Raw genomic sequence first — 14,065 nt, 5'->3', positions numbered from 1 at the left:
ATGCGGGCACCGATGGAGGACAGGCACTCGAACGACGGGAGAGGCAGACGATGGTCCCAGCGGAACCGGAACCCCAGCGGATCGGCATACCGGCCGAGTCCACTGCGGGCGAGACCAGGGTGGCGGCCACGCCGGCCACCGTGGGGAGACTTGCCGCACTCGGGTACGACGTGGTGGTCGAACCGGGAGCGGGGGCCTCGTCCCGCTTCTCCGACACGGCCTACGAGGAGGCGGGAGCCCGGCTCGGCGACCCGTGGCAGGCGGAGATCGTGCTCAAGGTCAACGGGCCCTCCAGCGAGGAGATCGGGCGGCTGCGCGACGGGGCGACACTGATCGCGCTGATCAGCCCCGCGCTCAACCCGGAACTGGTCGAGGAGCTGGCCCGGCGGCCGATCACCGTGCTCGCCATGGACGCCGTGCCGCGCATCTCCCGCGCCCAGTCCCTGGACGTGCTCAGCTCGATGGCGAACATCGCCGGCTACCGGGCCGTGGTGGAGGCCGCGCACGCCTTCGGCCGCTTCTTCACCGGGCAGGTCACCGCCGCCGGCAAGGTGCCGCCCGCCAAGGTCCTGGTGGCCGGCGCGGGCGTGGCCGGGCTCGCGGCCATCGGCGCGGCCCGCAGCCTCGGCGCCGTGGTCCGCGCCACCGACCCCCGGCCCGAGGTCGCCGAGCAGGTCCGCTCCCTGGGCGGCGAGTTCCTCACGGTCTCCGCCGAGCAGGAGGTGAGCACCGACGGCTACGCCAAGGCCACCTCCGACGACTACAACCGGCTCGCCGCGCGGCTCTACGCCGAGCAGGCCGCCGACGTCGACATCATCATCACCACCGCGCTCATCCCGGGCCGCCCCGCGCCGCGGCTGATCACCGCCGAGCACGTGGCGCGCATGAAGCCCGGCAGCGTCATCGTCGACATGGCCGCCGCCCAGGGCGGCAACGTCGAGGGCACGGTCGCCGGGAAGGCCGTCGTCACCGACAACGACGTGACGATCATCGGCTACACCGACCTGCCCGGCCGGCTCCCCGCCCAGGCCTCGCAGCTGTACGGCACCAACATCGTCAACCTGATGAAGCTGCTCACCCCCGGCAAGGACGGCCGGCTCGTCCTCGACTTCGACGACGTGGTGCAGCGCTCGATCACCGTGGTCCGCGAGGGCGAGAAGACCTGGCCGCCGCCCCCGGTCCAGGTGTCCGCCGCACCCGCGCCCACCGCCGGCAAGGAGCCCGCCGCGCCCTCCGCCGAACCACCGGCGAAGCCCGCCCGCCCCGCGTGGGCCTCCTACGCCCTGGTCGCCGCCGGGGCGCTCGCGCTGTTCCTGGTGACGGCCTTCTCCCCGAGCGAACTCCTCGGCCACTTCACGGTGTTCGTGCTGGCGATCGTCATCGGCTTCTACGTCATCGGCAACGTGCACCACGCCCTGCACACCCCGCTGATGTCGGTCACCAACGCCATCTCCGGCATCGTCGTGGTCGGCGCGCTGCTGCAGATCGGGCACGGGAACACCGCCGTCACCGTGCTGTCGTTCGCCGCGATCCTGCTGGCGAGCATCAACATCTTCGGCGGATTCGCCGTCACCCGCCGCATGCTCGGCATGTTCTCGAAGGGCTGATCAGGGATGACCACAGACACGGCCGCCCAGGCCGCCTACGTCGTCGCCGCGCTGCTGTTCATCCTCAGCCTCGCCGGCCTCTCGCAGCACCGCACCTCCCGCTCCGGGGTCGTCTGGGGCATCGCCGGGATGGTCGTCGCCCTGGCCGCCACGGTCGGGCTCGCGTCCCGCAGCATCTCCGCCACCGGACTGGTGCTGATCGTCGTCGCCACCGCCGTCGGCGCGGGCATCGGGCTCTGGCGGGCCAAGGTGGTCGAGATGACGGGCATGCCCGAGCTGATCGCCATCATGCACAGCCTCGTCGGCCTCGCCGCCGCCTTCGTCGGCTGGAACGGCTATCTGGACGTCGACGCCGAGCTGTCCGGCTCGCTGCTCGGCATCCACCACGCCGAGGTGTTCATCGGCGTGTTCATCGGCGCCGTCACCTTCACCGGCTCGGTCGTCGCCTACCTGAAGCTCTCGGCGCGCATCGCCTCCCGCCCGCTGACGCTGCCCGGCAAGCACGTGCTGAACATCGGCGCTCTGGTCGCCTTCGTGGGGCTGACCATCGCGTTCGTGGCGAGCCCGAACATGGGCCTGCTCATCGCCGTCACCGTCATCGCCCTCGCCCTCGGCGCCCACCTGGTCGCCTCCATCGGCGGTGGCGACATGCCGGTGGTCGTCTCCATGCTGAACAGCTACTCGGGCTGGGCGGCGGCCGCCTCGGGCTTCCTGCTCGCCAACAACCTGCTCATCGTCACCGGCGCGCTCGTCGGCTCCTCCGGTGCCTACCTGTCGTACATCATGTGCAAGGCGATGAACCGGTCCTTCATCTCGGTGATCGCGGGCGGCTTCGGCACTCCCGCCGCCGCGGCCGACGACGGCGAACAGGGCGAGCACCGCGAGATCAGCGCCGAGGAGACCGCGGAACTCCTGCGCGACGCCTCCTCGGTGATCATCACCCCGGGCTACGGCATGGCCGTCGCCCAGGCCCAGTACCCGGTCGCCGAACTGGCCCGGAAGCTGCGCGAGCGGGGCGTCGAGGTCCGCTTCGGCATCCACCCGGTCGCCGGCCGGCTGCCCGGGCACATGAACGTGCTGCTCGCCGAGGCGAACGTGCCGTACGACATCGTCCTGGAGATGGACGAGATCAACGACGACTTCGCCGCGACCTCGGTCGTCCTGGTCATCGGCGCCAACGACACGGTCAACCCGGCCGCCACGGACAATCCGTCCAGCCCCATCGCCGGGATGCCGGTGCTGCACGTGTGGGAGGCGGCGAACGTGGTCGTCTTCAAGCGGTCGATGGCCGCCGGGTACGCGGGCGTGCAGAACCCGCTGTTCTTCCGCGAGAACACCCAGATGCTCTTCGGCGACGCCAAGCAGCGGGTGGAGGACATCCTGCGCGGCCTGGACGCCCTGGACGCGCCGGTGCCGGAGATGGCGGGCTCGTCCCGCTGAGCGACCGGGCGGCGACAGCGGGAAGGCCGGCTCGACGGTGTCGAGCCGGCCTTCCCTGTCCCGTCGTGCGGTCAGTCGGTGCCCGACTCCATCGCCGCGCGGTCCAGCCAGGCGTCCTGGTCGGAGACCTCGCCGCGGGAGGCGATGGCCTCGGCGCCGCCCTGGGGCAGCTCCGGCATCGTGCCGATGAGCCCGGTCGCGGCGGCCTGGGAGGCGCCGATGGTGGGGCTGCCGGTGCCGATCAGGCCGATGCCGGCGTACTGCTCCAGCTTGGCGCGCGAGTCGGCGATGTCCAGGTTGCGCATGGTGAGCTGGCCGATCCGGTCCACCGGGCCGAACGCGGAGTCCTCGGTGCGCTCCATGGAGAGCTTGTCCGGGTGGTAGCTGAACGCCGGGCCGGTGGTGTCGAGGATCGAGTAGTCCTCGCCGCGCCGCAGCCGCAGCGTCACCTCGCCGGTGACGGCGGCGCCGACCCAGCGCTGCAGCGACTCGCGGATCATCAGCGCCTGCGGGTCCAGCCAGCGGCCCTCGTACATCAGCCGCCCGAGGCGCCGGCCCTCGGTGTGGTACTGGGCGAGGGTGTCCTCGTTGTGGATGGCGTTGACCAGCCGCTCGTAGGCGGCGTGCAGCAGGGCCATGCCCGGGGCCTCGTAGATGCCGCGGGACTTCGCCTCGATGATGCGGTTCTCGATCTGGTCGGACATGCCGAGGCCGTGCCGGCCGCCGATGGCGTTGGCCTCCATGACCAGGTCGACGGCGGAGGCGAACTCCTTGCCGTTGATCGTCACGGGGCGGCCCTGGTCGAAGCCGATCGTCACGTCCTCGGTGGCGATCTCGACCTCGGGGTCCCAGAACTTCACACCCATGATGGGCTCGACCGTCTCGATGCCGGTGTCCAGGTGCTCCAGGGTCTTGGCCTCGTGGGTGGCGCCCCAGATGTTGGCGTCGGTGGAGTACGCCTTCTCCGTGCTGTCGCGGTAGGGGAGGCCGTGGGCGAGCAGCCACTCCGACATCTCCTTGCGGCCGCCCAGCTCCGTCACGAAGGCCGCGTCCAGCCAGGGCTTGTAGATCCTGAGGTGCGGGTTGGCGAGCAGGCCGTAGCGGTAGAACCGCTCGATGTCGTTGCCCTTGAAGGTCGAGCCGTCGCCCCAGATCTGGACGTCGTCCTCCAGCATCGCCCGCACCAGGAGCGTGCCGGTGACGGCGCGGCCCAGGGGAGTGGTGTTGAAGTACGCCCGCCCGCCCGAGCGGATGTGGAACGCGCCGCAGGTCAGCGCGGCCAGGCCCTCCTCGACCAGCGCCGCGCGGCAGTCGACCAGGCGCGCGATCTCCGCGCCGTAGGTCTTGGCACGGCCGGGCACCGAGGCGATGTCGGGCTCGTCGTACTGGCCGATGTCGGCGGTGTAGGTGCACGGGACGGCGCCCTTGTCGCGCATCCACGCGACCGCGACGGAGGTGTCGAGACCGCCCGAGAAGGCGATGCCGACGCGTTCGCCGGCGGGCAGGGAGGTGAGGACCTTGGACATAGAAAGAGTATGTCTCACTTTGCATAGTCATGCAAGCGAGCTGTGCGAAATCGCCGTCCCCGCTGGTCGGGGCTCAGGAATGCGCCGTTCCGGAACCGCCGAGCGCGCCCAGGATCCGCTCGGCCGCCAGGGTCGGGGTCAGCTCGCCCTCCCGGACCTGCTGCTCCAGCACCGGCGCCAGGGCCCGTACCGCCGGGTCGGCCTGCAGCCGGCCGAGGAGTTCGTCGCGGACCATGGACCAGGTCCAGTCGACCTGCTGGTCACGGCGCTTGGCGGTGAGCCGGCCGGTGGAGTCCAGCAGCGCGCGGTGCTGCTCCAGGCGCTCCCACACCGTGTCCAGGCCGGTCGACTCGCGGGCGCTGCAGTGCAGCACCGGCGGTGTCCAGAAGGCGTCCTTGCCGTGCATCAGCCGCAGCGCGCCCGCCAGTTCCCGCGCGGCGGCCCGGGCGTCGCGCTCGTGCGGCCCGTCCGCCTTGTTGACGGCGATCACGTCGGCCAGCTCCAGCACGCCCTTCTTGATGCCCTGGAGCTGGTCGCCGGTGCGGGCGAGGGTGAGCAGCAGGAAGGTGTCGACCATGTTCGCGACGGCGGTCTCGGACTGCCCGACGCCGACCGTCTCGACGAGGACCACGTCGTAACCGGCCGCCTCCATCACCACGATCGACTCGCGGGTGGCCTTGGCGACTCCGCCGAGCGTGCCCGCGGTGGGGGAGGGGCGCACGAACGCCGCCGGATCCACGGCCAGACGCTCCATCCGGGTCTTGTCGCCCAGGATGGAGCCGCCGGTGCGGCTGGAGGACGGGTCGACGGCCAGGACCGCCACCCGGTGCCCGAGCGACGTCAGCAGCGTGCCGAAGGCGTCGATGAACGTCGACTTGCCCACCCCGGGTACCCCGCTGATCCCGATCCGCCGGGCCCGGCCGCTGTGCGGCAGCAGCGCGGTCAGCACCTCCTGGGCCAGCGCGCGGTGCTGCGGCCGGGTCGACTCGACGAGCGTGATGGCCCGGGCGACGATCGCCCGCTTCCCGTCGAGCACGCCCTTCACATACGCGTCGACATCGATCACAGGTCGTGCCCGAGCTCGCCCGACAGCCGCTTGACCAGGTCGTACGCCGCGTCCGGGATCACCGTCCCGGGCGGGAAGACGGCCGCCGCGCCCATCTGAAGCAGCGTCGGCACGTCCTGCGGCGGGATCACGCCGCCGACCACGATCATGATGTCCTCGCGGCCCTCCTCGGCCAGCGCCTCGCGCAGCGCCGGGACGAGGGTGAGGTGACCGGCCGCCAGCGACGAGACGCCGACGATGTGCACGTCCGCCTCCACGGCCTGCCGGGCCACCTCGGCGGGCGTCTGGAACAGCGGGCCGACGTCCACGTCGAAGCCGAGGTCGGCGAAGGCGGTGGCGATCACCTTCTGGCCGCGGTCGTGGCCGTCCTGGCCCATCTTGGCGACCAGGATGCGCGGGCGGCGGCCCTCGGCCTCCTCGAAGTCGGACACCAGGGTGCGGGTGCGGTCCACGCTCGGGGAGTCTCCGGTCTCGTTGCGGTACACACCGGTGATCGTACGGATCTGGCTCGCGTGCCGGCCGTACACCTTCTCCAGGGCGTCCGAGATCTCCCCGACCGTGGCCTTGGCGCGGGCCGCGTGCACGGCCAGCTCCAGCAGGTTGCCCTCGCCCGCGGCGGCCCGGGTCAGCGCGTCCAGCGCGTCCCGGCAGGCCGTCTCGTCGCGCTCGGCGCGCAGCCGCCGCAGCTTCTCGATCTGCTGGGCGCGCACGGAGGAGTTGTCGACCTTGAGCACGTCGATCTGCTCGTCGGACTCCACGCGGTACTTGTTGACGCCGATGACCGGCTGGCGGCCCGAGTCGATCCGGGCCTGCGTGCGGGCCGCGGCCTCCTCGATGCGCAGCTTCGGGATGCCCGCGTCGATGGCCTTGGCCATGCCGCCCGCGGCCTCGACCTCCTGGATGTGCTGCCACGCCCGGCGCGCCAGGTCGTACGTCAGCTTCTCCACGTACGCGCTGCCGCCCCACGGGTCGATGACCCGGGTCGTGCCGGACTCCTGCTGCAGCAGGAGCTGGGTGTTGCGGGCGATGCGCGCCGAGAAGTCGGTCGGCAGGGCGAGTGCCTCGTCCAGGGCGTTGGTGTGCAGCGACTGGGTGTGGCCCTGCGTGGCCGCCATCGCCTCGACACACGTGCGCGTGACGTTGTTGAACACGTCCTGCGCGGTGAGCGACCAGCCCGAGGTCTGCGAATGCGTGCGCAGCGACAGCGACTTGGCGTTCTGCGGGTCGAACTGCTTCACCAGCTTCGCCCACAGCAGCCGCGCCGCGCGCAGCTTGGCGACCTCCATGAAGAAGTTCATGCCGATCGCCCAGAAGAACGACAGCCGGGGCGCGAACGCGTCCACGTCCAGGCCCGCTTCCCGGCCCGCGCGGATGTACTCCACGCCGTCCGCGAGCGTGTACGCCAGCTCCAGGTCGGCCGTCGCACCGGCCTCCTGGATGTGGTAGCCGGAGATGGAGATGGAGTTGTAGCGCGGCATCCGCTGCGAGGTGTAGGCGAAGATGTCGGAGATGATCCGCATCGACGGCTTCGGCGGATAGATGTAGGTGTTGCGGACCATGAACTCCTTGAGGATGTCGTTCTGAATGGTCCCCGCCAGCTTCTCCGGCGGCACGCCCTGCTCTTCGGCGGCGACGATGTACAGCGCCAGCACGGGCAGCACGGCACCGTTCATCGTCATCGACACGGTCATCCTGTCCAGCGGGATCCCGTCGAACAGCTGCCGCATGTCGTAGATCGAGTCGATGGCCACGCCCGCCATGCCGACGTCACCGGTCACGCGCGGGTGGTCGCTGTCGTAGCCGCGGTGCGTGGGCAGGTCGAAGGCGACCGACAGGCCCTTCTGCCCGGCCGCGAGGTTGCGGCGGTAGAACGCGTTGGACTCCTCGGCCGTGGAGAAACCGGCGTACTGGCGGATCGTCCAGGGCTGGTTGACGTACATCGTCGGGTACGGGCCGCGCAGGTACGGCGCCGCGCCCGGGTACGTCTCCAGGAAGTCCAGGCCCTCCAGGTCGCGGCCGGTGTACAGCGGCTTGACCGCGATGCCCTCCGGGGTCTCCCACAGCAGGTCGTCCCCGCCGGAGGCGTTCTTGACGGCCGAACGCCACTCGTCGGGGCTGCCGTCGGCGGCCGGGACGCCCAGGTCGATCCCGGAGAAGTCGGGGACGGACGGGCCGGAAGGGGCGGTCATCGGGACACTCCCATGCGGTCGAGGGTCGCGGAGAGCACGGCCACGGCGTCGCAGCCCGCGAAGACGTACGCGTCGACACCCGGGTACTCCCCGGGCCGCCCGGCCAGAAACACGTGCGAGGCACCGTCCGCGCGCAACTCCGCTGCCTGCTCGGCCGCCTGCTCCTCGTACAGGGCGTCGCTGGAGCACAGCACGGCCTCCGTCGCGCCGCTCTCCGCGAACGTGCCCTGGGTGACGGGCTCGATGCCGCCCGCCTGGAACAGGTTCGAGGCGAACGTGAGGCGCGCGGTGTGCGCGGCGGCCGGGCCGAGCGCCGCGAGGAAGACGCGGGGCCGGGAGCCGGTCGCGGCGAGATGCGCGTCCGAGCGGGCCCGCAGCGCCTCGAAGGCCTCGTCGCGGCGCACCCGCGGCAGCCCGCCGGACGGCTGCTCGGGTGCGCTCTCGCGCACGACCGGCTTCTCCGCCAGGAACGGGAACTCGCTGACGCCGGTGATGGGTTCGCGCCGCTTGGCCAGCCTGGCGGTCCGCGCCCGCCACGTCTCGGCGAGGTCCCGCTCGACGTCCCCGGAGCGCAGGGCGGCCGCCATGCCGCCGAGCCTCTCGATCCGCTGGAAGAACTCCCAGCCCGCGTGGGCGAGTTCGTCCGTGAGCCGCTCCACGTACCAGGAGCCGCCCGCAGGGTCGATCACCCGGGCCAGGTGCGACTCCTCGATGAGGATCGTGGAGGTGTTGCGGGCGATGCGGCGCGCGAACGCGTCCGGCAGGCCGAGGGCGTGGTCGAAGGGCAGCACGGTCACCGCGTCGGCCCCGCCCGCCCCGGCGGCGAGCGTGGCGATGGTCGTGCGCAGCATGTTCACCCACGGGTCGCGCCGCGTCATCATCACGGGCGAGGTGACGACGTGCTGCCGCTGCGCCCCGGCGCGCGGGGCGCCGCAGACCTCGGCCACCCGCGCCCACAGCCGGCGCGCCGCCCGCAGCTTGGCGATGGTGAGGAACTGGTCGGCGGTCGCCGCGTAGCGGAACTCCAGCTGTCCACAGGCCTGTTCGACGCTCAGGCCCGCCTCGGTCAGCTCCCGCAGATACGCCACCGCCGTGGCCAGCGAGGCACCCAGCTCCTGGGCGGCCGAGCCACCGGCCTCGTGGTAGGGCAGTGCGTCCACGGTCAGGGCCCGCAGCCCCGGGTACTCCGCGGCGCACAGCCGTGCGAGCTCCGTGGCCGACGCGACGTCACCCCGCTGCCCGGTCCGGGCCTCGTACCCCAGGGGATCCGCGCCCAGGTTCCCGCGCGCCGCGTCCCGGGCGACCCCCCGCTCCTCGTACAGCCGCAGCAACTCCCGTGCGGCGGGCTCGGTTTCGCGTCCTGCGTCGAGGACGACGGGGGCCAGGTCGAGGTAGACACCGTCGAGGACCCGGCCGAGCTCCGCGACCGGGATGCCGCCGTCCCCGACCGTCAGCCAGACGGACGTGACACCGTTCTCCAGGTCCGCGAGCACCGTGTCGCGGTCGGCCGTCGTGTGCCGCTGCCGTACGTCCCAGCCGCCGACCGTGTTCCCCTCGGCCCGGCCGCCCCGCACAAAGGGCGCGAACCCGGGGAGCCCCGGCTCGGGCGCGGTGTCGTGCGAGGTGTAGAGGGGCCGGGTGCGCAACCCGTCCTCCAACGCGGTGGACAGGGCTTCCTCGGCCTCGGTCCCCTCGACGTCCTTGCCCGATTTGCGCAGTACACCCGCCACAAGGCGCTGCCACTGCTCATGGGGCACATCAGGGAACTCGCCGGCCAGCTCAAGCCCGTCGTCAGGCAGGACCGTCATGCTCGGATGCTAGGACACGAGCACGAAGGAGCAGCAGAGGGCACGGCTGTGACGTTTCCCTCGCCCTGACTGTGACCTCGCCGACAACACCGGCGGGGCGGCGCACGCCGACGTGGTGTCGGGGTGCGCCGCCCTCGGGCGGGGAGCGGTCGGTGCTGCCATGACGGTCACTTCGGGTCGCTGTTGAACTTCGAGGTCGACCAGAGGTAGCCGAGCACGGCCAGCCCCACGCACCAGGCCACGGCCAGCCATCCGTTGTGGCCGATCCCGGTGCCGAGCAGCAGGCCCCGCAGCGTCTCGATGGCCGGGGTGAACGGCTGGTACTCGGCGATGGGCCGGAACCAGCCGGGCATCGTGTCGACCGGGACGAAGGCGCTGGACAGCAGCGGCAGCAGGATCAGCGGCATCGCGTTGTTGCTGGCGGCTTCGGCGTTCGGGCTGACCAGGCCCATGCCGACCGCGATCCAGGTGAGCGCCAGCGCGAAGAGCACGAGCAGCCCGAACGCGGCCAGCCACTCCAGGACGGTGGCGTCCGTGGAGCGGAAGCCGATGGCCACGCCGACGGCGCCGACGAGGACGACGCTCATGACCGACTGGAGCACGCTGCCGACGACGTGCCCGACGAGGACCGAGGGGCGGTGGATCGCCATCGTGCGGAAGCGGGCGATGATGCCCTCGGTCATGTCGTTGGAGACGGAGACCGCGGTGCCGATCGTGGTGCTGCCGATGGTCATCAGGAGCAGGCCGGGGACGATGTAGGCGATGTAGTCGGAGCGGTCCCCGCCGCCGATGCCCGCGCTCATGGTGTCGCCGAAGATGTAGACGAACAGCAGCAACAACATGACCGGCGTGAGCAGCAGTTGCAGCGTCATGGACGGGTAGCGGCGGGCGTGCAGCAGGTTGCGGCGCAGCATCGTGGACGAGTCGCGCACCGCGAGGGAGAACCGGGCCGGGCGGGCGGGTGCCGGGGGTGTGCTCATCGGGCGGCCTCCGTGAGGGCGAAGAAGACGTCGTCGAGGTCGGGGGTGTGCAGGGTGAGTTCGTCGGCCTCGATGCCGGCGGCGTCGAGCCAGTCGAGCAGGGAGCGCAGTTGGCGCTGGCTGCCGTCGCTGGGCAGGTGCAGGGCGAGGGCGTCGTCGTCGCCGGTGGCCTCGCGCAGGGCGGTGGCGGCGGTGCGGTAGGCGGCGGGGTCGGTGAAGCGGAGCCGGACGTGTCCGCCGGGGACGAGCCGCTTGAGTTCCTCGGCGGTGCCCTCGGCGGCGATCCTGCCGTCGTGCAGGACGGCGATGCGGTCGGCGAGCTGGTCGGCCTCCTCCAGGTACTGGGTGGTGAGGAAGACGGTCACGCCGCCGGTGACCAGTTCGCGGATGATCTGCCACATGGTGTGGCGGGAGCGGGGGTCCAGGCCGGTGGTGGGTTCGTCGAGGAAGATGACGCGCGGGCCGCCGACCAGGGTCATGGCGATGTCCAGGCGGCGTTTCATGCCGCCGGAGTAGGTGGAGGCGGGCTTCTTCGCGGCCTCGGTGAGGTCGAAGCGGTCCAGCAACTCGGCCGCGATGCGCCGTCCTTCGTGTGTGGGCAGGTGGTGCAGGTCGGCCATGAGGAGCATGTTCTCCTCGCCGGTGATCAGTCCGTCGACGGCGGAGAACTGTCCGGTGACCCCGATCGCGGCGCGTACGGCCTGGGCCTGGGTGGTCAGGTCGTGGCCGGCGACCCGGGCCTGTCCGGCGTCGGCGGTGATGAGGGTGGAGAGGATCTTCACGGCGGTGGTCTTGCCGGCCCCGTTCGGACCCAGCAGCGCGAAGATCGTGCCTTCGGGGACGGCCAGGTCGATGCCGTCCAGGACGGTCTTGTCGCCGTAGGACTTGCGCAGCCCGTTCGCCGCGATGCCCAGGTTCGTCATGACGGATGCTCCTCAGAGGCTGCGGGCGGTGATGTCGCCGTAGGCGGTGGTCGCGCGGATGGTCAGGGCGGCGGCGCCTTCGGCGTTCCGGAGGGCGTTGTGGATCCGGCCGTAGGTGGTGCCGGCGTCCAGGGCGGCGGAGACCCCGGCGGCCGCGCCGACCGACACGTCGCCGGCCTGGGTGGTCAGCACGACCGTGCCGCTCACGGCCTCGGCGACCCGGATGTCGCCCTTTCCGGTGTTGATCTCCCCGGGGCCGCCCAGGCGGCCGACCGAGACGTCGCCGGCGACGGTGGTGAGGCGGGCGCTCGCGGTCTCGTCGAGCTTGATCTCGCCGTGCGCGCTCTCGACGGAGACGTCGCCGAGCCGCCCGACGCCCCGAAGCTCGGCGCTGGCCGCCTTCACCTCGACCCGCGAGCCGGCGGGCAGCTGGACCGTCACCTCGATGGCACCGGAGGGGCCGAGGTACTGGTTCTTCGCCGGGGCCTCGATCCGCAGGGCGCCGTCGCCGTACGCGACCGCGGTCTGCTCCGCCGCCTTCACGTCACGGCTCTTCGAGGCGTCGGCCGGCAGGACCTCGACCGTGGTGTCGGCCCGGTCCGCGGCGATGAACCGGACGCGCCCGGCGGGGATGTCCAGGACGGCGGAGATCGGGGCGGGGGTGTGGAACGTCTGCATGATGCTCTCCTGGTTCGGCCGTTTGTTTCTGACATCGGAAACGCTACGTTGCGTTCGAGGGATGGACAACTCTCCCGTTGCGCTGCGACGGCGTTACACCAGGTAGAGACGGCATAATCATTGCAATGGGTCTGCCGAGTAATGCAACAGGATACCCTTGATCGTTGCAATGGAATGACGTTGAACGCTACTCTCGACCCGTCAGGGAAGCGTGAAGGGAGAACGCGGTGCCGGGAGGCAGGCTCACTCAGCAGGAACGCCAGCAGATCGCGACGGGACTGGCCGACGGCCTGGCCTACGCGGAGATCGCCAGGCGCCTCGACCGTCCGACGTCGACGATCACCCGTGAGGTGATGCGGAACGGCGGCCCCACGGCCTACCGCGCCGACCTGGCCCACCGCGCCACGGAACGCCGCGCCCACCGGCGCAGGCAGGCCGCTCCCCGCGCGGCGGAGGCGCCCCCGCAGCCCCACGGACGGGACGCCGAGGCCGTGCGCGAGTACGAGGAGACGCTGACCACCGTCTTCATGCAGTCGGGCACGCCCAAGATGATGGCCAGGGTGATGGCCTGCCTCTGCATCAGCGACACCGGCAGCCTCACCGCGTCCGAGCTCGTCCAGCGCCTCCAGGTCAGCCCGGCGTCCATCTCCAAGGCGGTCGCGTACCTCGACGGTCAGGGCCTCGTCCGCCGGGAACGCGACGAACGCCGCCGCGAGCGCTACATCGTCGACGACGACGTCTGGTACCAGTCGATGATGGCCAGCGCCCGGGCCATCGCCCAGATCGTCGAGACCGCACAGCAAGGTGTCGGCATCCTCGGCGCGGGCACCCCGGCCGGCGCGCGCATGGAGAACATCGCCCGCTTCCTCGACTTCGTCTCCGAAAGCACCGCACGCGCCGCGGACCAGGCGCGCGACATCCTCCACGCGAAGCCCGCGACGACCACGGGCGCCGCCGCCGAGCAGCCCCCGGCGAGCGGCTGAACCGCCGCGGGGCAGCGACCCAGCTCCCTGCCCCGCTCCCGAGGCCCCCTTTTTCTTACGAATCCCGGACGTCGGAGGTCGGCGACGCCCTCGGGAACCGCACCGCGGCCCGGTGGTGCCAGGCTGGAGGCATGCAGCAGCCGTACGAGCCCCTCAGGTCGCCGGACACGTCCCCGCGGGTCCTGGTCGTCGACGACGATCCGACCGTCGCCGAGATCGTCGCCGGGTATCTGGACCGCGCCGGTTACGCCGTCGACCGCGCCGACGACGGCCCCACCGCCCTCACCCGCGCCGAGGCGCACCGGCCGGACCTGGTCGTGCTCGACCTGATGCTGCCCGGCATGGACGGCCTGGAGGTGTGCCGCCGGATCCGCGGCCAGGGCCCCGTGCCGGTCATCATGCTCACCGCCCGCGGCGACGAGGAGGACCGCATCCTGGGCCTGGAGGTCGGCGCCGACGACTACGTCACCAAGCCCTTCAGCCCCCGCGAGCTGGTCCTGCGCGTCGAGTCGGTCCTGCGCCGCAGCAGGCCCGCCGCCGACACCGGACGGCACCGGCTGGGCGCGGCCGGTCTCACCGTCGACCCGGAGGCCCGCCGGGCCACGAAGAACGACACCGAACTCGCCCTCACCCTCCGCGAGTTCGACCTGCTGTCCTTCTTCCTGCGGCACCCGGGGCGGGCGTTCAGCCGCGAGGACCTGATGCGCGAGGTGTGGGGCTGGGACTTCGGCGACCTGTCGACCGTCACGGTCCACGTCCGCCGTCTGCGGGGCAAGGTCGAGGACGACCCGGCCCGGCCCCGCCTGATCCAGACCGTGTGGGGCGTGGGCTACCGCTTCGACCCGACGGGAGGGGAGGACTGACC

Annotated in this window: 11 protein-coding genes; 4 read left to right on the top strand and 7 right to left on the bottom strand. The window is 71.8% G+C overall.

The features are described from left to right. The first annotated feature begins 50 nt into the window (after window positions 1-50). Together ACSUPV_RS08080 and pntB are read left to right on the top strand one after the other, a co-directional pair. A complete protein-coding gene (locus ACSUPV_RS08080) occupies window positions 51-1,607 on the top strand; it encodes a Re/Si-specific NAD(P)(+) transhydrogenase subunit alpha (protein WP_037767104.1) in 1,557 nt (518 codons plus the stop codon). A 6-nt stretch (window positions 1,608-1,613) separates the two neighbouring features. Then, the gene (gene pntB, locus ACSUPV_RS08075) at window positions 1,614-3,047 is read left to right on the top strand and encodes a Re/Si-specific NAD(P)(+) transhydrogenase subunit beta (protein ID WP_037767107.1); all 1,434 of its coding nucleotides are present in this window, start codon (window positions 1,614-1,616) and stop codon (window positions 3,045-3,047) included. Window positions 3,048-3,118: 71 nt separating this feature from the next. On the opposite strand, the gene argG is transcribed toward pntB, so the two are convergent. From argG to ACSUPV_RS08040, 7 genes are all read right to left on the bottom strand, one after another. Further along, on the bottom strand, window positions 3,119-4,573 hold the full coding sequence (gene argG / locus ACSUPV_RS08070) for an argininosuccinate synthase (protein ID WP_037767110.1): 1,455 nt from the start codon (window positions 4,571-4,573) through the stop codon (window positions 3,119-3,121). A gap of 73 nt (window positions 4,574-4,646) precedes the next feature. Further along, window positions 4,647-5,639 (bottom strand): methylmalonyl Co-A mutase-associated GTPase MeaB, encoded by a 993-nt coding sequence (meaB, locus tag ACSUPV_RS08065; protein WP_359794554.1) that lies wholly within the window; start codon window positions 5,637-5,639, stop codon window positions 4,647-4,649. Further along, window positions 5,636-7,828 (bottom strand): methylmalonyl-CoA mutase, encoded by a 2,193-nt coding sequence (gene scpA, locus ACSUPV_RS08060; protein ID WP_382615526.1) that lies wholly within the window; start codon window positions 7,826-7,828, stop codon window positions 5,636-5,638. The genes meaB and scpA overlap by 4 nt, the downstream gene beginning before the upstream one ends. Then, complete coding sequence (locus ACSUPV_RS08055) at window positions 7,825-9,636, bottom strand: methylmalonyl-CoA mutase family protein (RefSeq protein ID WP_436947208.1); 1,812 nt, start codon at window positions 9,634-9,636, stop codon at window positions 7,825-7,827. The genes scpA and ACSUPV_RS08055 overlap by 4 nt, the downstream gene beginning before the upstream one ends. A gap of 167 nt (window positions 9,637-9,803) precedes the next feature. Beyond that, on the bottom strand, window positions 9,804-10,616 hold the full coding sequence (locus tag ACSUPV_RS08050; RefSeq protein WP_436947207.1) for an ABC transporter permease: 813 nt from the start codon (window positions 10,614-10,616) through the stop codon (window positions 9,804-9,806). Next, the gene (locus tag ACSUPV_RS08045; RefSeq protein WP_436947206.1) at window positions 10,613-11,539 is read right to left on the bottom strand and encodes an ATP-binding cassette domain-containing protein; all 927 of its coding nucleotides are present in this window, start codon (window positions 11,537-11,539) and stop codon (window positions 10,613-10,615) included. The genes ACSUPV_RS08050 and ACSUPV_RS08045 overlap by 4 nt, the downstream gene beginning before the upstream one ends. A gap of 12 nt (window positions 11,540-11,551) precedes the next feature. Beyond that, window positions 11,552-12,217, bottom strand: coding sequence for a DUF4097 family beta strand repeat-containing protein (locus ACSUPV_RS08040; RefSeq protein ID WP_037767127.1), 666 nt, complete (start codon window positions 12,215-12,217; stop codon window positions 11,552-11,554). 227 nt (window positions 12,218-12,444) lie between these two features. Here ACSUPV_RS08040 and ACSUPV_RS08035 point away from each other — a divergent pair, with 227 nt between their 5' ends. Together ACSUPV_RS08035 and ACSUPV_RS08030 are read left to right on the top strand one after the other, a co-directional pair. Continuing rightward, entirely contained in the window at window positions 12,445-13,200 is a 756-nt protein-coding gene (locus tag ACSUPV_RS08035) for a GbsR/MarR family transcriptional regulator (RefSeq protein WP_031120204.1), read from the top strand. Window positions 13,201-13,331: 131 nt separating this feature from the next. Then, entirely contained in the window at window positions 13,332-14,063 is a 732-nt protein-coding gene (locus ACSUPV_RS08030) for a response regulator transcription factor (protein WP_037767129.1), read from the top strand. Window positions 14,064-14,065: the final 2 nt, after the last annotated feature.

Source organism: Streptomyces sp. SudanB52_2052 (assembly GCF_964272415.1).
Taxonomy (GTDB): domain Bacteria; phylum Actinomycetota; class Actinomycetes; order Streptomycetales; family Streptomycetaceae; genus Streptomyces; species Streptomyces olindensis.
The sequence above is the reverse complement of the archived record's forward strand: the minus strand, read 5'-3'. Positions and strand labels throughout refer to the sequence as shown.